General features: G+C 37.7%; 23 protein-coding genes and 1 pseudogene. 11 read left to right on the forward strand and 13 right to left on the reverse strand.

The features are described from left to right. Positions 1–345: 345 nt before the first annotated feature. Both PVV65_RS04460 and PVV65_RS04465 read left to right on the forward strand, forming a co-directional pair. Entirely contained in the window at positions 346–1,188 is an 843-nt protein-coding gene (locus tag PVV65_RS04460) for a DNA adenine methylase (RefSeq protein WP_273789356.1), read from the forward strand. Positions 1,189–1,196: 8 nt separating this feature from the next. Further along, the gene (locus PVV65_RS04465; RefSeq protein WP_273789357.1) at positions 1,197–2,093 is read left to right on the forward strand and encodes a HaeIII family restriction endonuclease; all 897 of its coding nucleotides are present in this window, start codon (positions 1,197–1,199) and stop codon (positions 2,091–2,093) included. Between the two features lie 55 nt (positions 2,094–2,148). Here PVV65_RS04465 and cobT read toward each other — a convergent pair whose 3' ends face one another. After that, the gene (gene cobT, locus PVV65_RS04470; protein ID WP_273789358.1) at positions 2,149–4,041 is read right to left on the reverse strand and encodes a cobaltochelatase subunit CobT; all 1,893 of its coding nucleotides are present in this window, start codon (positions 4,039–4,041) and stop codon (positions 2,149–2,151) included. A 15-nt stretch (positions 4,042–4,056) separates the two neighbouring features. After that, entirely contained in the window at positions 4,057–5,037 is a 981-nt protein-coding gene (gene cobS, locus PVV65_RS04475) for a cobaltochelatase subunit CobS (RefSeq protein WP_273754041.1), read from the reverse strand. Positions 5,038–5,044: 7 nt separating this feature from the next. Here cobS and PVV65_RS04480 point away from each other — a divergent pair, with 7 nt between their 5' ends. After that, positions 5,045–5,188, forward strand: coding sequence for a hypothetical protein (locus PVV65_RS04480; protein ID WP_273789359.1), 144 nt, complete (start codon positions 5,045–5,047; stop codon positions 5,186–5,188). A gap of 67 nt (positions 5,189–5,255) precedes the next feature. Here the strand turns inward: PVV65_RS04480 and PVV65_RS04485 are convergent, their stop codons facing one another. Next, positions 5,256–5,876 carry a J domain-containing protein gene (locus PVV65_RS04485; RefSeq protein ID WP_273754042.1) on the reverse strand — a complete coding sequence of 207 codons (621 nt, stop codon included), beginning with the start codon at positions 5,874–5,876 and terminating at the stop codon, positions 5,256–5,258. A 123-nt stretch (positions 5,877–5,999) separates the two neighbouring features. Between PVV65_RS04485 and PVV65_RS04490 the strand changes: the two genes are divergently transcribed. Continuing rightward, entirely contained in the window at positions 6,000–6,272 is a 273-nt protein-coding gene (locus tag PVV65_RS04490) for a BolA family transcriptional regulator (RefSeq protein ID WP_273754043.1), read from the forward strand. 33 nt (positions 6,273–6,305) lie between these two features. Here the strand turns inward: PVV65_RS04490 and PVV65_RS04495 are convergent, their stop codons facing one another. Together PVV65_RS04495 and PVV65_RS04500 are read right to left on the reverse strand one after the other, a co-directional pair. Then, the gene (locus PVV65_RS04495; protein ID WP_273754044.1) at positions 6,306–7,274 is read right to left on the reverse strand and encodes a tyrosine recombinase XerC; all 969 of its coding nucleotides are present in this window, start codon (positions 7,272–7,274) and stop codon (positions 6,306–6,308) included. 3 nt (positions 7,275–7,277) lie between these two features. Next, positions 7,278–8,099 carry a SapC family protein gene (locus tag PVV65_RS04500; RefSeq protein ID WP_273754045.1) on the reverse strand — a complete coding sequence of 274 codons (822 nt, stop codon included), beginning with the start codon at positions 8,097–8,099 and terminating at the stop codon, positions 7,278–7,280. A 131-nt stretch (positions 8,100–8,230) separates the two neighbouring features. On the opposite strand from PVV65_RS04500, the gene rimM reads away from it, so the two are divergent. The 7 genes from rimM to PVV65_RS04535 all read left to right on the forward strand — a co-directional run bounded on the left by rimM (position 8,231) and on the right by PVV65_RS04535 (position 14,354). Beyond that, the gene (rimM, locus tag PVV65_RS04505) at positions 8,231–8,776 is read left to right on the forward strand and encodes a ribosome maturation factor RimM (RefSeq protein ID WP_273789360.1); all 546 of its coding nucleotides are present in this window, start codon (positions 8,231–8,233) and stop codon (positions 8,774–8,776) included. A 302-nt stretch (positions 8,777–9,078) separates the two neighbouring features. Beyond that, positions 9,079–9,777, forward strand: a complete 699-nt coding sequence (trmD, locus tag PVV65_RS04510) for a tRNA (guanosine(37)-N1)-methyltransferase TrmD (RefSeq protein WP_273754048.1) — start codon at positions 9,079–9,081, stop codon at positions 9,775–9,777. A gap of 210 nt (positions 9,778–9,987) precedes the next feature. Then, a complete protein-coding gene (gene rplS / locus PVV65_RS04515) occupies positions 9,988–10,428 on the forward strand; it encodes a 50S ribosomal protein L19 (protein WP_273754049.1) in 441 nt (146 codons plus the stop codon). Between the two features lie 474 nt (positions 10,429–10,902). Then, positions 10,903–11,304 carry a succinate dehydrogenase, cytochrome b556 subunit gene (gene sdhC, locus PVV65_RS04520; protein ID WP_273754050.1) on the forward strand — a complete coding sequence of 134 codons (402 nt, stop codon included), beginning with the start codon at positions 10,903–10,905 and terminating at the stop codon, positions 11,302–11,304. 18 nt (positions 11,305–11,322) lie between these two features. After that, positions 11,323–11,709, forward strand: coding sequence for a succinate dehydrogenase, hydrophobic membrane anchor protein (gene sdhD, locus PVV65_RS04525; protein WP_273754052.1), 387 nt, complete (start codon positions 11,323–11,325; stop codon positions 11,707–11,709). Between the two features lie 6 nt (positions 11,710–11,715). Continuing rightward, entirely contained in the window at positions 11,716–13,560 is a 1,845-nt protein-coding gene (gene sdhA, locus PVV65_RS04530; protein ID WP_273754053.1) for a succinate dehydrogenase flavoprotein subunit, read from the forward strand. 14 nt (positions 13,561–13,574) lie between these two features. Next, complete coding sequence (locus tag PVV65_RS04535) at positions 13,575–14,354, forward strand: succinate dehydrogenase iron-sulfur subunit (RefSeq protein ID WP_273754054.1); 780 nt, start codon at positions 13,575–13,577, stop codon at positions 14,352–14,354. Positions 14,355–17,003: 2,649 nt separating this feature from the next. On the opposite strand, the gene virB11 is transcribed toward PVV65_RS04535, so the two are convergent. The 8 genes and pseudogenes from virB11 to PVV65_RS04575 all read right to left on the reverse strand — a co-directional run. After that, on the reverse strand, positions 17,004–18,065 hold the full coding sequence (virB11, locus tag PVV65_RS04540) for a P-type DNA transfer ATPase VirB11 (protein ID WP_273754055.1): 1,062 nt from the start codon (positions 18,063–18,065) through the stop codon (positions 17,004–17,006). Beyond that, positions 18,040–19,185 carry a type IV secretion system protein VirB10 gene (gene virB10 / locus PVV65_RS04545; protein WP_273754057.1) on the reverse strand — a complete coding sequence of 382 codons (1,146 nt, stop codon included), beginning with the start codon at positions 19,183–19,185 and terminating at the stop codon, positions 18,040–18,042. The genes virB11 and virB10 overlap by 26 nt, the downstream gene beginning before the upstream one ends. Further along, entirely contained in the window at positions 19,185–19,991 is an 807-nt protein-coding gene (gene virB9, locus PVV65_RS04550) for a P-type conjugative transfer protein VirB9 (protein ID WP_273754058.1), read from the reverse strand. The genes virB10 and virB9 overlap by 1 nt, the downstream gene beginning before the upstream one ends. A gap of 13 nt (positions 19,992–20,004) precedes the next feature. Next, positions 20,005–20,706 carry a virB8 family protein gene (locus tag PVV65_RS04555; RefSeq protein ID WP_273754060.1) on the reverse strand — a complete coding sequence of 234 codons (702 nt, stop codon included), beginning with the start codon at positions 20,704–20,706 and terminating at the stop codon, positions 20,005–20,007. Beyond that, the gene (locus PVV65_RS04560; RefSeq protein WP_241439200.1) at positions 20,703–20,846 is read right to left on the reverse strand and encodes a TrwH protein; all 144 of its coding nucleotides are present in this window, start codon (positions 20,844–20,846) and stop codon (positions 20,703–20,705) included. The genes PVV65_RS04555 and PVV65_RS04560 overlap by 4 nt, the downstream gene beginning before the upstream one ends. 242 nt (positions 20,847–21,088) lie before the next feature. After that, positions 21,089–21,931 (reverse strand): annotated as a pseudogene (locus tag PVV65_RS04565) (type IV secretion system protein). 183 nt (positions 21,932–22,114) lie between these two features. Continuing rightward, positions 22,115–22,867 (reverse strand): type IV secretion system protein, encoded by a 753-nt coding sequence (locus PVV65_RS04570; RefSeq protein WP_273789361.1) that lies wholly within the window; start codon positions 22,865–22,867, stop codon positions 22,115–22,117. 258 nt (positions 22,868–23,125) lie between these two features. Continuing rightward, positions 23,126–23,896, reverse strand: a 771-nt coding sequence (locus PVV65_RS04575) for a type IV secretion system protein (RefSeq protein WP_273789362.1), incomplete at its 5' end; no start/stop codon positions are given.

Below are 23,896 nucleotides of genomic sequence, written 5' to 3' on the forward strand. Positions count from 1 at the left end.
ATATTTGAAGCTATTAAAGAGCAATCCATTCTTTTTAGGGATATAAATAGGCACAGATGTTATTTCAGAGATAAGAAGCCTAATTCTTATAGAGATAAAAGCAAATTGATACACACTTGAGTAGTGTATAAATAGAAAACTAAATACCAATGAAACAAATTTTGGCAGTTTTAAAGTGTGGCTATACTGGTATTTATCATTATTTTTAGTAGCAAATGTTTGCGCAGATATGCTAGTGATTTACAGGTCGTTGTAATGCGCTCTCTGTAAAATTTGGCATAATGCTTCGAGTGTTTATTTCAGATATATTGTGAGTTAGAAAATGTGATACTTGGAGCTGATAGTATGAACAAAATAATAAATCAAAGAGAGGCTATATTTGATAATTTTATATTAACTTCTTTGAAAAAACAAAAAAAGCCTATTGAGCGACCTATTGTAAGATCACCTCTTCGTTATCCTGGAGGGAAGAGTCGTGCTGTTCCTATGATTATTAATAACTACATAAGGAAACAAAAAACTTTATGTTCTCCTTTTGTAGGAGGCGGTTCAATTGAATTAACCTTAGCAAAAATAGGAACAAAGGTTTATGCTTATGATGCTTTTAAGCCGCTTGTTATTTTTTGGCAGATGCTTTTGAAAGATGCTTCAGCCCTTGCAGAGAAAGTGAGAGAATACGAAGATATGACTCCTGCAATGTTTTATAATCTCCAAAAAACTTTTGGCAGTATCAGAAATCAATTAGAGATTGCTGCCGTTTTTTTTGCTCTTAATCGTTCTTCTTTTTCTGGAACAACACTTTCTGGCGGTATGTCTCCAGGACATCCTCGATTCAATTATCGTTCTATTGAACGGCTTAAAGATTTTAAGATTGAAAATTTTACAGTGGAACACAGAGATTTTACAGAAAGTATTCCTAAACACTTTAATGATTTTCTTTATTGTGATCCTCCATATCTTATTAATCAAAAACTTTACGGTCAAAAAGGCGATAAACATAATTCTTTTGATCATCAAGCTCTTGCTGAACTTTTAAGAAAGCGTCAGGGATGGGTTTTATCTTATAATGATTGTGTGGAAGTTAGAGAACTTTATAAAGGACATAAAATACTTAATCCTGAATGGACTTACGGCATGGGAAACAATAAAAAGTCAAATGAACTTGTAATTTTGAGTAAGGATCTTTAGGAAATCACATGAATCAGGTAGAAAATGGAAAAGCCTTTGAATATGCTTTGGCCATGGGGTTTAAAAAAGCAACAAAGGCTCCTATAGAATTTAATTCATCCTTTCAAGTAGCGGAATCTTTTTATAATTTATTTAATGACACTGACAAAAGACTTTTAAATCTTGCTTCTATTGAAGCAGCTGTTTTCTTACAGTTACATGATAAAAATATTAGAAATACGAAAACTATTGTTCTTCAAGAAGATTCTGTTGGGATCAAAGGAGATGTCCGTGATATTATTTTAAAAGTTCCTGAAAATCCTATTGGTATTTCTGCAAAACATAATCATAGCGCTATCAAACATCCTCGCCTTTCAAGTAAAATAGATTTTGGTAAAGAATGGACAGGTTATCCTTGTAGCAGCGTTTACTTTAATGAAATTAGGCCTATTTTTGATTATTTAATAGAGCTTAGAGATAAGAAAATGTTTTTTAGAGACATAGGTGATAAAGAAAGTAGAATTTATCTACCAATTTTAGAATCTTTCTCTAAAGAACTTCAAAGGCTTTGTTTAGATTATCAAGATAAATTTGTTAAGCTATTGTTTCAGTATGTTATAGGTTCTTATGATTTTTATAAGATTATGATAGATACAAGATCTAAACAAAAACGGGTGATTATTCAGTCTTTTAATTTGAATGGTACTCTAGGATATGGTCGTAAATGGAAAATTCCAAGCAAAATTTTATCAGTTTCAATAAAACCAGAAAGTAAAAACAAACTTATTATAATTTTTGAAGATGGATGGAGTATTTCTTTTAGAATTCATAATGCATCTAGTAAAGTAGAAGCGTCCTTAAAGTTTGATATTCAATTTGTAGGATTATCTTCTCAGGTTGTTAGCCATCAAATTCCGATGGTTTAATGATAGAAATGTTTTTTTTAAATGTAACTGTTGCTGAGTTAGGCGGGTTTATTTCTTATAAAGTTTGAGGTGTTTTATCACTAAAAAGTGCTTCTAGTTGTTTTGTTATGGCCCCTGCAAGCTCTTCGGCATTCATAATTGTTACAGCACGTTGGTAATAACGGGTGACATCATGACCAATGCCAATGGCAATGAGTTCGATAGGGGAATGGGTTTGGATTTCTTGAATCACTGCGCGTAAATGTTTTTCTAGGTAGTTGCTGGCGTTGACCGATAGTGTTGAGTCGTCAACAGGGGCACCATCAGAAATGACTATGAGAATGCGGCGTTGTTCACGGCGTGATAAAAGGCGTTGATGTGCCCAAATTAAAGCTTCCCCGTCGATATTTTCTTTGAGTAAACCTTCTTGCATCATCAAACCTAGATTGCGGCGTGCGCGACGCCATGGGGTGTCAGCACTTTTATAGATGATATGACACAAATCATTCAGACGCCCAGGATGATGAGGTTTATCTTGCTCGAGCCATTTTTCGCGTGATTTCCCCCCTTTCCAAGTTTTGGTGGTAAAACCTAAAATTTCAACTTTGACATCACAACGCTCAAGCGTTTGTGCTAAAATATCAGCACAACTTGCGGCAACGCTAATGGGGCGCCCGCGCATTGAACCAGAATTATCAATGAGGAGTGAAACAACCGTATCTCGAAATTGGGTGTTGCTTTCCATTTTAAAAGAAAGGGGCTGCATGGGATCAATAATCAGGCGTGGAAGCCTTGCTGTATCGAGATATCCTTCTTCAAGGTCAAAGTTCCAGTTGCGATTTTGTTGTGCCATAAGGCGTCGCTGGAGGCGGTTGGCTAAACGTCCAACAATGTTTTGAAGATGATTAATTTGCTTATCAAGACAACGGCGTAAGTGATCTAACTCGTTTTCAGAACAAAAATCGGCTGCTTCCAAAATTTCATCAAATTGACGGGTGAAGATTTTATAATTGCCAAGTTTTTCCATTTGCTCTGAATCGGAAAAAAGACGTTTGAATTTGTCTGGCTTTTCTTGCCAAGAGCTATTTTTTTGCTCACCGTCAGTTTGATCAATGTCGTTTGTTTGTGTCGCTTGTGTTTTTCCTTCGTCTTGTACATCACTTTCTTGTTCTGTGCTGGTTTGTTCTTCACTTTGAGCGTGTTTTTTGTTTTTATTTTCTTCTTCTGTTTGATCTTGAGGTTCACATTCGTTTTTTAATTTTTTATCATTTTCGCTGTTTGAAGTTTCATCTTGTTGCACTGTTATTTGGAGGGTAGCAAGCATTTGGCGAACGATCTGTGCAAAAGCTTGTTGATTGTAAATATGATGTGTGAGTTCATTGAGCTCTGCTGCAGCTTTTTGTTCAAGTTCTTGGCGCCATAATTCTAAGACAGGACCTGCTTCTTTTGGGGCTGTACGCTTTGTTATTTTTTCGCGCAATAAAAGGGCAATCGCTTCTTGGATAGGGGCTTCACTTTGGTTATTAATCTTTTCATAATGAGCTCTTTTGTATTTATCGGCGAGCATGACATCAAGGTTTTTTGCAAGCCCCTCCATGGCTAAAGTACCGATTGCTTCAACACGTGTTTGTTCAAGGGCATCAAAGATAGCTTGTGCTTCTGATTCTCGTGGAGAAAACTGCATGTGAATGCGGTTATTATGCCATGCTTTGCGCAGAGCCATAGAATCACCTAAGCCGCGGGTAATGGTGATATCTTTATCTGTAGCGCGTTGTGGTAATTCTGGTAAACGTGCACAATTTTCGCTTAAAGATGGACGGTTATGACTAAAGGAAACTTCGAGGTGGGATGTACCTGCAATGGCACGCATACAAGTAGAAAGAGCTTTCTTAAACGTTCCACTATCAAGCCTATTGAGGGGAGGATTGTTTATTTGATTTTTGCTGTTGTCGTCAGGGGTGATCGCCATAATTGACATATTCCTTTAAGACAAGACACCTTGCATGAGTGATTCGGGAAGTTCTTGTCCAAAGGCGCGTTGATAAAATTCTGCGACACTGGCACGTTCGAGTTCATCACATTTATTGAGAAAGGTTAATCGGAAGGCAAAGCCAATATCTTGAAAAATTGTGGTATTTTCTGCCCAAGTAATGACAGTCCGCGGGCTCATGACTGTTGAAAGATCCCCATTGATAAAAGCTTGGCGGACCATATCAGCAACGTGAACCATTTGTGAAATTGTCTTTTTCCCCTCAGCCGTTTGAAAAGATTTGACCTTTGAACAAACAATATCAACCTCTTTATCATGGGGTAAATAATTAAGTATCGTAATAATAGACCAGCGATCCATTTGGGCTTGATTGATTTGTTGGGTACCATGATAAAGCCCTGTTGTATCACCAAGCCCAATAGTATTGGCCGTTGCAAAAAGACGAAATGCTGGGTGAGGAGAGATAACGCGGCTTTGATCAAGTAAGCTGAGTTTGCCAGAGGTTTCAAGAATACGTTGGATAACAAACATAACATCAGGACGTCCCGCATCATATTCGTCGAAAACAAGAGCAATATTATTTTGATAAGCCCATGGTAAAATGCCTTCTTTAAATTCAGTGACTTGTAAGCCATCTTTTAAAACAATAGCGTCTTTTCCTACAAGATCGATACGACTTACATGACTGTCCAGATTAATGCGAAGACAAGGCCAATTAAGACGAGCAGCAACTTGTTCAATATGCGTTGATTTGCCTGTACCATGATAGCCGGAAACCATGACACGACGGTTAAAAGTAAAACCTGCAAGAATCGCTAAAGTTGTTTGCGGATCAAAAAGATAATCGGGATCAATATCAGGAACATGTGAATTTTTTGTACTAAAAGCAGGAACATTCATATCTGTTTCAATATGAAATAAGTCACGAGCGCAAAGTGTAATATCGGGTGTATTTTCAAGGTTAAGATTTGTCATGATGTTTATGGCTAGGAAAGAACGCTATTTATTTCATGAGAAAACGATACAAGAGTTAGAGCATTTATGCAATGCTCTAACGAGAGCCTTAGAGATGAAGGAAGATGAGATGAAAGAAGATCGTCTTTATCTATTCTATCATGTTTTGTGAAGACAAGAATGTTTTATGTAAAGAGTGATGATCTCAATGAGAATGGGTTCATATCAGTGTATATTTTTTAGCATAAACCAGATTTTTTGAGCAAATTATAAGCATGCAAAACATCGCGAAAGCGCTCTTCAGAAGCACGATTACCACCATTGGAATCAGGATGGTGTTTTTTTACCAACTCTTTATATTTCATTTTGATATCTTCTGCTGAAGCGTTTGCTTTTAGTCCCAATGTATCAAAAGCTTTTGCTTCTAAGGGCTTTAATTTTCGTGAGAAATTATTGCTTGAATGCCGTCCCGTAAAAAGCGAGAAGGGATCACGCATACGATTTTGATAGGCTGCTGTTCCAGAGCGAATCTTTGCATAATTGGCAGCAGTTTTTTTCGATGTACCATTGCTAAGATCTGTAGGCCATGTTGGTCGATGCCCTGTAAGAGCGTCCTTTTGGAATTTTGCGATATCTTGATTGCTAAGACCCGAGAAGTAATTAAAATTTTTATTATAAGCACGCACGTGCTCAATACAAAAATGTAGATATTGTCCTTCGTGATTTCGACCTGCCGGTGCTTTATGGGTTCCTGTCTTTTCACACCCTTCCCACTGACACTGTTGCGCTTCTGGCTCAGACTTTTGTTTTTTATTTGAGCTTATGCGAATTGAATCGAATAATTTAGATGTTATTGCCATATTATTGGTTTATGCAAAATTGATTAATTTTACAAGAATTGACTTTTAAAAAATTTGTTTTCACACTTATTTAATTATGGAAAAGGTGTATTCTTACACTTTCATTTTGTTAAGGAATGAAAAATGTCTATAGAAACAATAATCAAGAGAAAGCTTCAGGATGCTTTTCATCCGCAGAAACTTGAAGTGATTAATGAGAGTCATCTTCATGATGGACATCCTCATAATGAACATGCTTTTGATGGTAAAGGAGAAACACATTTTCGCGTGAAAATTTTATCTTCTTCTTTTTCCAAGATGACGCGCGTAGAAATCCATCGAGCGATTTATAAAGTTTTACAAGAAGAGTTAGCAACTTGTGTCCATGCCTTGGCACTTGAGGTTGAAACATTTTAATTTTTTTGATGAGACTTTTTTAAGAACGAGGATTTAAGAACGAGGATGGGCTTTTTGGTAAATTTTCAACAAATGATCTGTATCAACATGGGTATAGGTTTGTGTGGTGGAAAGACTCGCGTGCCCAAGAAGTTCTTGAATCGTTCGCAAATCTCCTCCTCGTGATAAAAGATGGGTGGCAAAAGAATGACGTAGTGTATGGGGGGTGGCTGTTTCTGGCAAACCAAGACTTGTGCGTAAGTTGCGTACAGTTTTTTGAATAATAGCTGGCTGTAAGGGACCACCTCGCGCACCGCGAAACATGGGTTGGTTATCTTTTAAAGGATATGGGCAACATTTGAGATAATTTTGTACAGCCTCGTAAACAATTTTGATGAGAGGGACAAGGCGTGTTTTTCCCCCTTTTCCTGTTATGAATAAACTTACTTTTTCAGGGTCAGAAAATTGTTCTGGTGTGAGACTTAAGGCTTCTGATATGCGCATTCCACAGCCATAGAGAAGCATAAGGACAGCGGCATTGCGCGCGTTAATCCAAGCTTCGTTTTCTAGCTGATTTTCTTGTTTGACGACGTGAAGAGCTGATTGTATCGCTAAAGGTTTTGGGAGCGACTTTGGATGTTTGGGGCTTCGGATAAGCTGAGCTGCGGGAATATTGACGATTCCTTCGCGAGATAGGTATTTGAAAAAAGAACGGATGCCCGCTATTGCGCGGCTTAAAGAGCGCGCACTGACATTGTTTGTACGCCGATAAGCAAGATAAGCACGCAAATCACTAACGCGCAAATGAGCGAGATCTGTGAAAGTTGGTGCTTGGCTTAAATGTTGACAGAGAAAAGATAAAAATTGCCGCGTATCACGTTCATAGGCTTGTGCTGTTTGTACGGACATACGACGGTTTTTTACGAGATGCTCTAACCAGTTTTTCCTTGCAGTTAAAACCGCATGGTCGGCTGGAATGAGAGGACTATTTTCATCTTTTCTCTTGTCGTTTTTTATTGGCATTATCTAGTTGAGAGTTTCTTTCTTTGTAGATTTTTTATCGTCGACGTGACCATTCTTCTTTTCAGGTTGCTCTTCACGATTGATAAGTTGTTTTTCACCTTTAAGAGAGAGTATTTTTAAAAGATTATGCGTTGACATTAAATGCGCAAAAATTAATCCTAAAAAGCCATTTTTATGAAGTTTGGCAAGTTGGCTGGCTGATAATTTATTCAATTTTTCTTCGTCAACAACCCAAAAATTTTCCAATTGCGCTGAAAGCCCCTTATCGTTTTTCACATTGATTGATTTTTGACTGAGAAGATCCATTTCCACAAGAGCATCAATAAATTCAGAGGTTTTCTCCATCGCGATTTTAAAACTTTCAAGAAAATGAATACGTTCTTCCATAAAAGGAGAAATAGAGCCATCAGAATTAAAAAGTTCTGTTCCTGCAACTTCATTAAACATTCCTGACTGTTGATCAAAGCAAACAGAAAGTTCTTTTTCATTGCTAATTTGTGCTAAAACAAAAGGATAGCGACGAACAAAAGCCGGAACATAAGTATTGGTTTTCCAACTTTTATCAGAAGAGATATAGTCATTTTCGTCGTTAGAAAGACCAACAAGAGCGGCGGATGTATAGTGCCGTTTTTTTTGTTCATCTTCAGCGCACATAAATAAAATAGGATAGTCTAGGGCTGCTTGAAAATATTCAGTACTGGCTAAAGGTACCCAGTGCGTATCTTTGGCAAAAGACATATCACTTGGTGGCGCAAATTTTAGATTTTTATGTGAAACTTTGTTGATTGGCGTGATATCTTTGTAAAATAGCATAATATTTGCCATAAGACTTTCTCCTTTATTAATTTGTTTTTGTTACCAAGAAAGGTCTTTTGGGAAGATTGTCTTATATGGCAACAAGATTGAGTAGAAATGATTAAGATTGATGGTTCATTTTTGAGAGATAACGTTTTTACATGAAGTATAATAAAGAAAAGCTTAAAAATAAAGTCTATCTTGCCATTATTGGTGTGCCTCACGGTATAAGAGGAGATGTTTTTGTTAAAATTTTAAGTGCCGAGCCACAACGTTTTAAGTCTTACAGGACTCTTTATGATGATATGGGGCGTTCTTATGAAATTGTAACTCTTCGCACACAAAAAAATAACGCCATTGTGCGTTTTAAAGGCATCGATAATCGTAATGATGCTGAGTCTTTAAAAGGAATTCGCCTTTATGTGATGCGTAATCAATTGATTGATGATTTGGATGAGGATGAGTTTTATCAAGTTGATTTAATAGGCTTGCGTGTTCAAGAATACAGGGGAAAAATCTTAGGAAAAGTATGTGGTTTTTATAATTTTGGGGCTGGTGATTTGCTTGAAATAGGTTTGAATACAGGCAAAAGAGTGCTTATTCCCTTTAGTAAGGTAGCGGTACCAGAAATTTGTATGGATTCTGGTTTTCTTATTGTTGATCCCATGGCCGCTGGCCTTAGTGATGGGAGAGAAAATGATCAGTAAAGAAATGGCTTGAATCTATGAAAATAAAGGTGAAAGTGAAAAATAACTGGTGAATTTTGTCAATAAAAAGTGAACAGTATGAAAAGATTAAGAGAACATTTTGAGCAGATATTGTAGCATTTTATCTCAAAATATTCCTGAGTTTTAGAGTCTTTTTTGAAAGTGTAAGTACGAAAAGTACAGTGTTGAACAGGTCACAGGTTAAGAAGATTCTAATTAACGCTATAGCGTTATATTGATTTTGCTTATGCTATTTTGACTTAAAAGAGTTTGTTGAATAAAATGAGGATGAAAAAATAACAATGAAGTTTCAGGCGCGCGTTTTAACTCTTTATCCTGAAATGTTTCCTGGTTTTTTAGGATATTCTTTAGCAGGGCAAGCTTTAGAACGCGGAATTTGGTCACTGGAGACAGTGCAGATTAGAGATTTTGCTTTGGATAAACACCATAGCGTTGATGATACACCCGCTGGTGGGGGGGCTGGTATGGTGATGCGGGCGGATGTCTTAGCAGCTGCGCTGGATTATTGTCCACAGGATTCGCCAAGATTATTGATGAGTCCACGTGGGCGCCCTTTTGACCAAGCTTATGCGCGGAGTTTGGCTAGTGATTCGGGTTTAACACTGGTTTGTGGACGTTTTGAAGGCGTTGATGAGCGAGTCATAGAAGCACGAGAATTAAAAGAAGTCTCTATTGGTGATTATATTCTTTCAGGGGGTGAAACCGCCGCACTGGTTATCTTAGATACTATTATACGTCTTCTCCCTGGTGTAATGGGGAATCAAGCTTCTGCAAAGTGTGAAAGTTTTGAAAATGGTTTGCTGGAACATCCCCAATACACGCGTCCTTCTCTTTTCGAAGGGCGGGGTATTCCGCCCGTGTTGACCTCAGGTCATCACAAAGCGATTGCAGATTGGCGTCAAAGACAGGCCGAATTGTTAACACGTCAACGTCGTCCTGATCTTTATGCGCGTTATGATAAAAATCGTCAGAAAACTTGATTCATAGGATAAGGTGGTGTATGGCATGACTTTCTTTTTGAGAGAATTTTGAATAAAAGGTTTTCTATAGTTCCAAAAGTAAAATGAAGGAATGGTGTATTCGCTCCTGTGTTAAGGCATAACCTAAAGAGCATCTTTTCGTAAAACAAGGCTTTTTGGGTAAGAGTTGGGCGCTCTGACTGTTCGATAAAGAACATGAAGGATAAAGAAATGAATATTATCGCACAGCTTGAAGCTGAACAATGTGCAAAAATTGAAGAAAAGCGCCAATTTCCAGCCTTTAAACCGGGAGATACTGTCCGTGTCATGGTGCGTGTGACGGAAGGTACGCGGACGCGTGTTCAAGCTTATGAAGGCGTGTGTATTGCCCGTTCAGGCGGTGGGTTGAATGAGACTTTTACAGTCCGCAAGATTTCTTATGGTGAAGGGGTCGAACGTGTATTTCCTGTTTATTCTCCCTTGATTGAAGCTGTTGAGCTGGTGCGTCGTGGTAAAGTGCGTCGGGCAAAACTCTATTATCTTCGTGGCTTGAGAGGTAAAGCCGCCCGTATTGCTGAAAAGAGAGATTATCGAAAAAAGGGTGAAAAGGGCGTTGAGAAAGTAGAGACACCGCCTGTAAGCGCAGATGTTGAAATACAAGTTTCTGAGTAAAAATTATATCGGTTGAACTTTATACAAAAGCGGCTTTTATGCCGCTTATTTGTGTCTTTAGTGATTCGTTTTGTCATTTAAAAGTCTAGGAGGAGACATAAAAATGTTTAATATATCCAAATTTTATCCCTTTTTTATTCTTAGTAATAGGTGAAGTGCAGGGTATCATTGCACATGTCGTGGATATTCAAACGGAATAAGTATCATTTGAAAAAATATCTGTTTATATTTGATAAAAGATGTTAGACCTTTGACGTTAAGATAAAAGTGTATTAGATTAAGGCAAGTTTTGCGGATCATATCCGTGGAGTAATCGGTTTTTTTTATGCGTGACCTTTAATCCGTTATTTGAGACAACCGACCTGTAATCGGTATCTTCAGATGCCAAACAAGTAAAAATGAGAAATATATTTGGTCATTTTGTGTGAGTTTTCTCGTTCATTGCGGTTGCAAAAAACCAGGTCAGGATATTTTATGACAGAGACAACTAGGATAAAAGAGCGCCCACGTTCCCCTCATATAAGTATTTATCGTTGGACAATTACTATGGCCATGTCCATTGCACACCGCATTACGGGTATGGCACTTTATGTTGGAACGGTTTTTCTTGCTGTTTGGTTAGGTGCTATTGCGTGTGGAGAGGAAGCATTTAGAACAGTTCACGAGATTTATAGTTCTTGGTTTGGATTGTGTATTTTGTTTCTTTATACCTTGGCAGGGGTTCATCACATGGTTGGTGGTGTTCGCCACATTGTTTGGGATCTGAAACCTTGCCTTTTGGCGAAAGAAAAGGCAACAGTCACTGCTTGGGCGACAGTGTTTATTTCTCTTATTGTTACTTTTGCGATTTGGATTATTGGGTATATCGTTGTTTAGCTGGGGGTGAAAAGAGCCATGAAAAAAGATTTTCGAACGGAACTTGGAAAAGTACGGGGGCGGGGGAGCGCGCATGAGGGAACAGAGCATTTTTGGCGAGAACGTTTGACAGGGTTTATCAATCTACCGCTTTTGATATTTTTTATTGTTCTTATTCTTTCGTTTGTGGGCAAGGACTATACTATTGTGCGTGCAAGGCTTGCACATCCTATTGTTGCTATTTTGATGGTACTGATGACTCTTTCAGTTCTTTATCATATGAAACTTGGTATGCAGGTGGTGATTGAAGATTATATCCCACGCGAAGGCTTCCGGTTATTCTTTTTGACATTAAATATTTTATTTTGTTTTTTCATGGGTGGTGTCATTATTTTTTCTCTTTTGAAAATTGCATTAGGGGGGTAAACAAATATGGCGGGTACAAGATCATCTTTGGGCGCTAAAGCAGGTAACGCCCCTTATCGCACTGTAGATCATAAATTTGATGTTGTTGTTGTTGGGGCAGGTGGTGCAGGATTACGTGCAACATTGGGTATGGCAGAACAAGGATTAAAGACAGCTTGTATCACGAAGGTTTTTCCAACGCGCTCACACACCGTTGCAGCACAAGGGGGAATTGCCGCATCGCTTTCAAATATGGGACCTGACAATTGGCAGTGGCATTTATATGATACCGTAAAGGGGTCTGATTGGTTGGGGGATACCGATGCAATGGAATATTTGGTGCGTAATGCCCCTGCTGCTGTGTATGAATTAGAACATTATGGCGTTCCTTTTTCTCGAACGCAAGAAGGAAAAATTTATCAACGCCCCTTTGGTGGACATACGACACAATTTGGTGAGGGTCCACCTGTGCAGAGGACTTGTGCAGCAGCGGATCGTACAGGACATGCCATTTTGCATACGCTTTATGGACAAAGCTTAAAGCATAATGCGCAATTTTTTATTGAATATTTTGCACTCGATCTCATCATGACCGATGGGGTTTGTACTGGGGTTGTGGCGTGGAATCTCGATGATGGTACAATACACCGTTTTTCTGCTAAAATGGTTGTTCTTGCAACCGGCGGTTATGGACGTGCTTATTTTTCTGCGACATCGGCGCATACCTGTACGGGTGATGGGGGTGGAATGATCACACGGGCTGGATTACCCCTTCAGGATATGGAGTTTGTGCAATTCCATCCTACAGGGATTTATGGTTCTGGCTGTCTTATTACTGAAGGTGCTCGTGGAGAAGGGGGCTATTTAATCAATTCTGAAGGTGAACGCTTTATGGAGCGCTATGCACCTTCCTTTAAAGATTTGGCCTCACGTGATCTGGTTTCGCGTTGTATCACGCTTGAAATTCGTGAAGGGCGTGGCGTTGGACCTAAGAAGGATCATATTCATTTGGTTCTCAATCATATTGATCCTGCAATCTTGCATGAGCGTTTACCAGGAATTTCCGAGTCTGCTCGAATCTTTGCAGGGGTGGATGTAACAAAAGAACCTATCCCCATCCTTCCAACGGTTCATTATAATATGGGCGGGATTCCTACCAACTACTACGGGGAAGTTCTCAATCCAACAGCTGATTCGCCTGATCGTATTCAACCAGGATTAATGGCGGTAGGTGAAGCGGGATGCGCTTCTGTTCATGGTGCTAACCGCTTGGGATCAAATTCATTGATTGATCTTGTTGTGTTTGGACGTGCTGCTGCTATTCGTGCGGGTGAAGTTATTGATCGGAATACAGAAGTTCCGCCTTTGAATGAAGAAGCTGTTGACGAAATTATGGCGCGTTTTGATCGTTTACGTTTTGCGCAAGGAGCGATACCAACAGCTGTCTTGCGTGAAAAAATGCAACGCACAATGCAAGAAGATGCTGCTGTCTTCCGTACAGAAGGTTCTTTGCAACAGGGATGTCAACGGATGAATAAAATTTGGGGGGAATTGTCTGATCTTAAAGTCACAGATCGTTCCTTGATATGGAATTCTGATTTGGTTGAAACTTTGGAGCTTCAAAATCTCATGGCAAATGCGATAATGACTGTTCATTCTGCGGCAGCACGTTTAGAAAGCCGCGGCGCTCACGCCCGTGAAGATTATCCAGAGCGTGATGATAAAAATTGGCGAAAACATACGCTTTCACATTTGACAAAAGAAGGTAAGGTGACGTTATCATATCGACCTGTCCATGTGAATCCACTAACATCTGAAGCTGATGGTGGAATCGATTTAAAGCGCATTGCACCTAAAAAACGGGTTTATTAAGGGGAGAATGAAATATGGTACAAATTAAACTTCCCAAAAATTCTCAAGTAAAACCAGGAAAGGTTTGGCCTAAACCTGAAGGTGCGACAAAACTGACAGAATTTCATGTTTATCGTTGGTCGCCTGATGATGAGGAAAATCCACATTTGGATACCTATTATGTGGATCGTTCTGCTTGTGGTCCTATGATTCTTGATGGGCTTTTGTTTATTAAAAACCATATTGATCCAACTTTAACACTTCGTCGTTCTTGCCGTGAAGGCATCTGTGGTTCCTGTGCCATGAATATTGATGGGTTCAATACGTTGGCTTGTACCAAAGGTATGGATGATGTAAAACACCCCATTAAGGTCTATCCTTTGCCTTCCATGCCGGTGGTGAAAGATTTGGTTCCTGACTTGAAGCGTTTTTATGCACAACATCGTGTGATTGAACCTTGGTTGCAAACCGTTTCACCTGAACCTGCTAAAGAATGGTTACAAAGTCACTCTGACCGGCAAAAAATTGATGGTCTTTATGAGTGTATTTTGTGCGCTTGTTGTCAGACATCATGCCCGAGTTATTGGTGGAACGGTGATCGTTATTTGGGACCAGCCATCCTGCTTCAAGCTTATCGTTGGATTGCTGATTCACGCGATGAGATGTGTGGTGAGCGTCTTGATAATTTAGAAGATCCTTTTCGCCTTTATCGATGCCATACGATTATGAATTGTACACAGACTTGTCCAAAGGGATTAAATCCAGCAAAAGCAATTGCTGAAATTAAAAAACTCATGGTTGAACGCCGCCTTTAAAGAGTTTCTCATTCATGAAAATAAAGGTTAAGGCGAGAATGCTATAGCCTTTGGAGATTAATCTCTAAAAGCGCATGGATTTCTTATAAGGAGGCCGTAACGATAATCATTTTAAAAGCGAAGTCATCGTCTTAAAAACAAGTTATTCTTTTAGAAGCAATCCTTGCTAATGGCTGGAAAAAACTCATGATTAAATACTATCCCGTTGATTAATTCATAAAAAGTAAAGTAAAACACAGCAAATAGTGTTTTTTATCCTTCTTGAGATTTAATCTCTAAAAGTTTATGGGTTTTCATAAAATAGTTAACACAATTATTATTTATTATTGTTTTAAAAAGGCATAAGTTTTGTGGGTAAAATAAATACTTAAAATAGCCTTCTATGTAAAAACACTATGCCATGTGTTTTTGTTTTCATTAAATTCGTATTAAAGTTCTTATTTTAATGCATGATTTGATTGATCGTTTTTTATAAAAGAAGGCTAGCTTATATCAATACAGCATAAAAAAACAAGGAATACTATCAACGTTATAATGTATGTAACTCATTCAAATGAAATACAAATGAGTGACGATAGTCTATAATTTTACGATACGTTTATTATAATATCGAAAATACTGCTGATATTTAGTGATTGGGCGCTTTGATATCACCATCACATATATTTAAAAGTATTTAAAGAATATATTGTATTTCAGAGATTCCATTGTTAGTCGCATAAAAAATAAAATTGATAGTTCTCAAAATTAGAGAATGTAAAATCACTCTCTCTTATTGCGATGTCCTATAATTAGGAAGGCTGTGGTTTAAAACTATCGTGATATCAAACGATTTTAATTTATTAGGGAGCTTAAAAAGATTTTTAAGAAAATATCAAGTTTATAGTTTCTCTAAAATTTTAGAAAACGGTCGTCGAAATTTTAAAAAAATGTATTGTGTATATAAAATAAGTGATGTTTGTAGATTTGTTTGAAGCCGAAAGAATTCAATCATCAAAAAAATGTGTTTTATTTTGATGAAATTTGTAGAGCCTCATTTTATATGTTTTTATCCATAAAAAATATAGAATATTCTAAGTTTAACTTCTATTTTTAGGTTACTGAATTTCATTGCTGCTTACATATATGGTTAAATAAATTTGTTTAAGCTGTCAAAGCGCTTTTTTTATTTTTCGGTATAAGAAATATTTCTGCACATGAAAGAAAGTTCGCCACATATTAACGGTATAATTTTTCATTGCTTGGGTGTTTATGCTGTTATTCCGTAAAACACCATTCATTTGAGATGTGGTTATAAAGTGTTTAAAAGGTGAAATCTGCTAGGAAAGGAGATGGATTACAGATCGGCGCGGGTTAAAAATCTTTCTCCTTTGAAATAGTGTTTGGTGAAGCCTGCTAGACAATCCCGTAAACTAGAATGAAATCCATGGGGACAGACTTTTAATTCCGTTTCTTTTATATATTATGATAGAGAATTCACATGAATATGACTAGGATCAGTTACAAAAAAAGAAATCATTGTGAAAAATCAAGCTTGCTTGTTTCTTATATTCTTTAAGATGGGCTGGTCCTCATGCAACACAGAATGACTCAAAAGGAATGCATTTGTGTTGCCAATTCACGGGCTTGTTTTTAAAAGACACTGCTCACACTTGTTACTAGCCATTTCTCGGTGGTGCCAGTGAATGGGATAACGATAAAGCCCTCATGGAAATAGTATAAAATTTATAGAGCACCACCATTTTTAGGCTTATGAAGGAGCAAGTCAGCATTATCACACACTTTGTTAAAGTCCTGAGCGTTTGAGATAGTTCATAAGAGGTATTTTTAATGCTTTCTTATACAGTTTTTGTCCACGCAGAATTTCTCGCTTGTAACATTCAAGCAAGCTGTTTTGGTTAATTCAATATAAACAGATTTGGGATGAGAAAACCCTGTAATATTAAGATCTTTTATCCAACTTACAAGACAATGAACACTCTTTATAAATCAATGTTAGGTGCTTTAAGAAGTGTAATTATAGATCTTTACTTGTCGGAACTTTTGCTCTTTGAACTATTGAGAAAAGGGTAGTATTCGTGCGTAGGATTTACCTATATAGCTTATAGACATTGTTTTTGAGGGTGGGAATATGAAACCTCATCTGATATGGTTAGCAAAGCTTTCTTTAGAGAAATTTTATTGTTTACAAGTTGATGTAGAATAAGAATCTTTTTTTGTTTAAGGAAGGAAACCGATAGGCCGCTATACGTTCTATTCTTGAATAAAATGTGATTTATAAATGCTCAATCAGAATGATCGTGTATTATGAGGCTTTCTGTTTCTGAAGATTGTTTGGGTAAAAAACATGTTTATTGCTCACTTAAAATAAGTTTTTGTCTTGATGACGATAATTATTGGTGTTGATTGGTATCTGTTTCATGAAGCTCTTATTGATAGGCAAATAAATTTTTTTTGCATTAAATATATCTTTTCAAAAGATAAATAGAAAGAATGATTGATAGAATCTCATATGCGATTTTGTTTTTTGTCATGAAGAGTGCAGAAAATACATTGGAGAGGCAAAGAGAACGATGCTCAATGAAAAAGCCGTAACAATTGGTTACGGCTTTTTTTGTCTGTATGCTATTATTGAAAAGATAGCCTCTGTTAGGCGATTTTTGATTTAGCAAAAATTGGATCGTAAAAGATTTCAGAAAGTTTTCTATCTTTAAAGAACAATACGACGTCAACTGTTGTGTAAAGAACAATCTTTATCATTTCTATCTCAAGTTGGCGGCCAACTTCTGATCTTTTAATCAAGGTGGCACATCGTTCAAATGTCTGCAAGGCACTGTTGGCATGTGTTGTTGTAATCGATCCAGGATGACCTGTGTTGAGTGAATTGAGATATTCCCATGCTTCATTGCCTCGTAATTCAGCAAGAAAAATTCGGTCAGGCGATTGACGCATACAGGCATCTAAGCATTCTTCAGCTGAAACACGCCCCACATTGTTACCATAAATCATATTTACGTGATTAGGATGATTGGGTAGAAAAAGCTCATGAACATCTTCAATCGTGATGATCCGCTCTTCTACAGGGACTTTTTCAATGAGGGAGCGGGCAAATGTTGTTTTACCAGATCCTGTCTTGCCTGCAATGATGATGTTGCGTTTGTAAAGGACGCATTCTTCCAAAAATTCAAGAATTTTTCCCTCACGTTTACGTTTTAAGAGCTGAACTTCAAATGGTTCTAATCGCGTGAAGTCCTGCTTCGATAACAAGTTATTGGCTTCTTTTGCTGAAGGCTTGTTAAAACTTACATCGGAAAAATCATCAAATGTTCCTTCTTCTTTGAGTTCTTCTAACGTCTTAACGATAAGAGAATGCTTACGAATCACAAAGGAAAGAGTACCATCAACGACAGCTGGCGTTTGGATAATTGTACCACGTTGTCCACCAGGCAAGAGCACGTAATTAATACTTCTGGGAGCCATACCGTTATAAACGATAATAGCTGTAATAAGCGTTTGTAAAAAAGCTGTTGTTAGCTCAGGTGCGCTATGGACCTGCCACCCGTTGAAGCTTTTTGTCCATACTTCACAGGGGCGGCAGATCGATATTTCAGTGATCTTCGGATCTTCTAAGAAACGATCAAGCGGTTGCAAAAGTTGAGAAACTGCTTGATCTTTTTGTATCGGGTTAACGTGTGACGAGACTGTAGACATCGCTGAAATCCAGATCACGAGCAACAAAAATATTCACTCGTTCGCCTTGGTGTTTATAAAGAGTTGGTGTGATATTGATGGAACTTTGAAGAACATCACTTACTACTGATTCAGCATTATGAGCTCCTTGAGATTGTGCGTTCTCTTTATTCTCTTTGCTACTTTTATTAATTTGACCTCTTACCCATTCTCCTAAATCACCGATGATACTCACCATAATTGCGCCACTAAATCGCTCCCAAAAGTGTTTATCAACCCAGCCGCCGATACCTGCTTCACCAAGAGGACCTGTACCGGGTGAGTCAAGATTGACAATAACTCCAGAAGGGGTTTCAATACGTAACCATTGCACAAATACACGTGTTTGTCCTTGCTGTAAGCCACTTTGGTAAAAACCAACGACTTTAGAACCACGATCAAGTAAAACAACACGACCACTTGTAGAATAAATATCCCGTGTTAAATGACATGTCGTCATTCCTGGTTGTGACGTGATGATTTTTGTTTCCAATGTACAATCTATTTGCGTTCCTTGCGTAATTAAGAGGTCACGGTTGCGAAGTTGCATCGCATGTGATTGGCCCAAACGTACAGGTTGGAGATTTAATGCCCCACTGTTATCATTGGAGGCTTTATTGTTTGTTTCTGTAGATCCTTCACTACCACCACTGTTAAGACTAGAACTGAGCATACGTTTGCGCGCTAATTCTTCAGAATCTTGGAGCATATGTGGGGGAACAGTTGTTTGGAGAAGTTTAGCCAAGGCTGGTGAAATATCTAGGCTTGATTCTTCTGTTTGTATTGGTTTTTCTACTTCTTCTACAGGTTTTGGCTCTTCTATAATCCGAGGGGTATAGCTTGGTATAACTTGCTGCACCGTTTGTTGAGATTTGTCTTCCTCAACTTCTACGGTACTACTCATTTTAAGAGCTTTCCAAGTTAGAGCAATCGGTATCGTTACTATGATAATAAGTCCTACGATTAACAATGCACGGGCACCTGGAATTTTTGGACGTTGTTCTGAACCTAGTTCAGAGCTTCCATAGGCATCTTCAATATGTTTTTGCTCTATATTATCCAGTTTTCTACCTTTTTCATCTCCTTTCTTATTGTCAAACATTATTTTCCTCCTTTATTGATGCGATAAACCACCGAAGATACTGTTCCTGTCGTGTTTGGTATACCATTGGGGTCATAGGCTTCATTAAAAACAGCGAGAGCGCGCTTACCAAGTCGTATGAGCCATTTAGGATTAACTTTATGGACGGCGATAATATCATTAGAACTACCGATAACGGTGCGTGGTATTAAGCTTTCATTCCCTTCAGCATCTACGACATAAATCGATGGCATATCCATGTTAGCGGGAAACTTGAAGTAAGTAATACGTCCATTGTCCCAAGCATTGATGGGAGCAATATCTTGATGACCGCTCATGGTGTAACTGAGATTATAGCCCTTTACGCTTTGGTGAAAACCACGTTCAATCGCAAGACGTCTGAGGTTTTCCTCTGACTTTTCATCGGTTGAATCGGGATAATGGAAAGCCAATTCATAGGTTGATCCCGCACGGTCATTTCGAAACTGTAGCCGGAATTTGTAACTCCGTTTGTCAGTTACAACGATAAGATTGGTATTAGCAAGTTCTGCTTTTGGTTTAATAAAGATATGCCGCCCTTTATGAGCAAAGGCATAGGCTTCTGAATCGCCAAAGGCATGAGTGATATACTGTTCACCTTCTTCAAGAATGATATGTGTTGCTACACCAAGAACTGTTTCAATTTGAACTACATCGGCTTCGTTATATGTTATATAGCGAATACGGTGATCATATTGTGAATTTGATGGACTTTTGAGTGCCTGCACAGGTATCGTATAAAGAGAAGAAAATGAAGATAATAGAACAACGAATGCAAGTTTTTTCATAACAATCAATTCCTTAATCATTCAACAGTATTTCCGGGTCAGAACGATAACTTGTTACTTGAAAACCGAGGGGGTTAAGCAATCGATCAGATGACTTCATGGGCGCACCGACATAGGTATAACCAATTGTTGCAATCTGGTGCTGCTTTGGCCCAGTAGCTGCACCGCTGCTGTCATGTTGTTGAGTCGTAAAACGTACAGTTGCTTGACCTAGTCCATTAGGCTGGATTGATCGTACTTTAACTGTGATACGTGCCTTATTGGAAAGCACTTTATCCCGTGCATTTTCCCCATCATAGATTTTATAATATTCTTGTTGAACCGCTGCTGCACTTAAAAGTGCTGTTGTGTCATAGTTCAGTTGAATAGTATCGTAGTCATAAGTTTCGCGGTTAAGTACATATTGGTTGAGCCAATATCTATCTACAACTTCGCCATAGCTTTCTTCGTTCTCACGCATAATTGAGATAACATCAACAGCACCTGTTGTGTTATCAACGCGTAACACTAAAGGTGTAGGCGCTGGTTGAGAAAACCCAATGACACCACATATCATACCGAATAAGCCAAAAAGACCAACAGCACCTGCTACACGCCATGCCGTTCTACGCGACCTTATAAATTCGTTTATGAGATCCCGCTCTAGACCGCGGCTTTCTTCATAATAACTGCTAAGCTGTTCGGCTTTCACTGGTTTTGCTTGTTTTGTTTTCATCTGTCTCCTCGCTTAATCTCGGCAGGGATTGTTTTATTAATAGGCACCCGGTTTCTATCATTTGGTTGTTTTAGCTTTGGCGCTAATGCACAAGCCGATAATATATTTACAATCAAAATCATAAGAATGATATTTTTCATTTTAATATTACTCTTTTTGATAATTAAATAAAGTCCAACATTTTTTATCATTATTATAATTTTAATGATAAAGTAAAGTGCATAGTGTATAATTATTTTACTTTTTTAATTTCATTTTTAAATTTATGAAAATAGCTCAATTTCAGTGTAAATGTTTTTTACTGTAGGATTGGATAGCTGGTTGTTTTGTCCTACGGATATTAAGGAATATCCGTTACGAGAATCACTGCTTTTTATATTATCTAGTCTCTATATCTCCATAGATGAGCGAAAGTGATTCCTTTTGCGAGAGAATTGGCAATATTTGACAGTTTGAGTAACAGCATGATGAATATAATGGACAGGATGAGAGCACCACCAAACATATAGCCTATATTTTGTGCGGCATCGACCTGCATATCGCTCAAATAGTTTGAGAAGATATTCATCATTAGCTTAAATACGGTTTTTAAGAGTATGAAGAGGAATGTATATCTCAAGATCTGTGCTATCCATTGCTCGAAGAATTTATGGGTTGGTTGCCAGAGTAGAACAATAATGAAGAATGGCCCAAGTCCCACAAGCAGTGCAATAGCGACTTTTGTTAGTATCACGAGCCCACCCCCGATTGCTACGACGAGGTTTGTTAGCCAGTAAGATGATGAGTCCTAAGAGAGCGAAAAGTGTCCCATTGGCATCGAAGAAGACGGTTTCTTCCAAAAGACGACCTGCATATTTAAATCCATTACCTGCTGTTTTATCAAGCAAGGTCATTAATTCTTGTTCAGAAAGTGGATTTGTGATGAGCGCTTTTGATAATTTAGAGGGCATGTCTAATATCAACCCCGAAATTTCATTTTGATAAAGTCCTGCGGTTAGAGCTATTGAAGTGATAATGCTTATACGCAAGCAACGGTTTACAAAACCGGAGAGAGGCATATCTATAGCGCCACGAATGATAAGCCATCCATAGATGATAAAAGCGATTGTTATCCCGATTGACACAAAGGGTGTAATTGTAGCAATCGTTTTTGAAATATCCATGATAGATGTTTTTATTACGAGATCAATTTTAGTAAAAGCTGCCTGAACATGTCGAAGTTCATGGTATTCCTCTTTAATGAATAGTCAATTTTTTACCACCTTAGAACATAGAACCATGCTAAATGCTTTATTTTCATTTATACATCACTTGAGTATTTTCACTGCGATTATCATGGTTTTGATAAATTTTTATGCCTCTTGAATTGCTGGGTTAACCCAGAACCCTGTAATATGGGCTTTTGTTTTCACCGTATTCTAGGCATCCCATTTTTTCCATGGTCAAAAAGTTTCATATCAAGTTCGCGTCTTTTTCTTTTAATCAGTGATTGCTCAGCGTTCCGTAAATACGCTACCATTTCCATCTTTATAAATTCATTTTGGATCATAGCTAATGTACTATCGATATGTGCTTGAAAACTTGCAATATCTTTTAGGTTTTCTTTTGTTTGAAGTTCGTCGAATAAATTTCCTATGTATTGAAAACGATTTTCTACGTTTTCAAAATTTTCCAAACTCACAGCTTTGTCTAGAACCGATGCAGATTGTAACCGCCCAGAAATAACTTTGCTCATTTCATCAAAAGTTCCAGAAATTTTTTCTTCTTCCTCCAATACCTTTTGATATGATTCCCTTGAAAGCTTATCGTTCTTATAGAGCGATTCTGGCTCTTTAAGAAAAAAACTAGAAAAGTCTATTTGCTGAGATCCAGTTTTCTGACTCTTTGTTATAGCTTGATAAGCTTTTTCTGTTTGTGAAAGCTGTTCTTTTTTTAACGCAAGCTGTTTTTTTAAGAGCTCAATAATCTCTAGATATTCGGCTGATGGAGAAGGTGATTTCGGTGGAGCAGGATTATTTGTTGTATCACGATCTACAGGTTTTTTTTTAGTTTCCGGAGTACACATATTCTTAAAACTTCCGGAGTCCCAGTAACACTGCTCAGCGAGAGCTAACGTTCCAAAAATTATACTGATCGTTATAGTGATAATTAGCTTTTTCATATTTTGTTACCCTTATTTTTCATATATTGTGATAAAATTTGGCGATTTCTTTATTGAACCAATGCTAAACTTACACCACAAAATTTAATTATTTATCCTTCTTTATTAACCTTTATTAAATTACTCTATAATTTTTATCTTTATTAAAATTTTGATTATAAAGTTATACTATACGATAGTTTTTCTTTATTTAATGAGGTGCTTTATTGTGTTTCTTCTACGAGAATCACTGCTTTTTATATTATCTAGTTATATTATCTAGCTTCTATGTTTCCATAGATGTCCAAATGTTATGCCTTTTGCGAGAGAATTGGCAATACTTGATAGTTTGAGTAACAGCATGATGGATATAATGGAGAGGATAAGGGCTCCCCCAAACATGAAGCTTACATTCTGGTCGTAATCGAGTTTCATATCACCTAAATAGTTTGCAAGGACATTCATCATCAGATTAAAGACAGTGGCTAAGAGTAGAAAGAGGATTATGTAATTCACGACCTGGATTAACCATTGCTGGAAAAGGCGATGGGTTGGTTGCCAGAGCAAAGCAGTGATAAAGAATGGTCCAAGTCCCACGAGAAGTGTAATAGCGATTTTCGTTAGTAAGACGAGCCCCCCGCCGATTGCGACGACAAAACTTGTTGCCAGCAAGATGAGGATACCTAAGAGACTGTACAGTAGTCCATTCGCTTCGAAGAAGACGGTTTCTTGGAAAAGACGCCCTGCATATTTAAATCCTTTTTCTGCTGTTGTATCAAGCAAGGTCATTAATTGTTGTTCAGAGAGTGGATTTTTGAAGAGTGCTTTTGATAATTCAGAGGGCATTTGTGTTATCAAATTTGCAATGTCACTTTGATAAAGTCCTGTGGTTAAAGCTATTGAAGTGATAATGCTTATTCGTAGGAAACGGTTTACAAATCCTGAGAGCGGCATATCTATAGCACCACGCATAATAAGCCATCCATAGATGATAAAAGCGATTGCTACCCCGATTGATACAAAGGGTGTGATTGTAGCTATGGCTTTTGA

This window comes from Bartonella sp. ML70XJBT, assembly GCF_028618425.1.
Taxonomy (GTDB): Bacteria; Pseudomonadota; Alphaproteobacteria; order Rhizobiales; family Rhizobiaceae; genus Bartonella.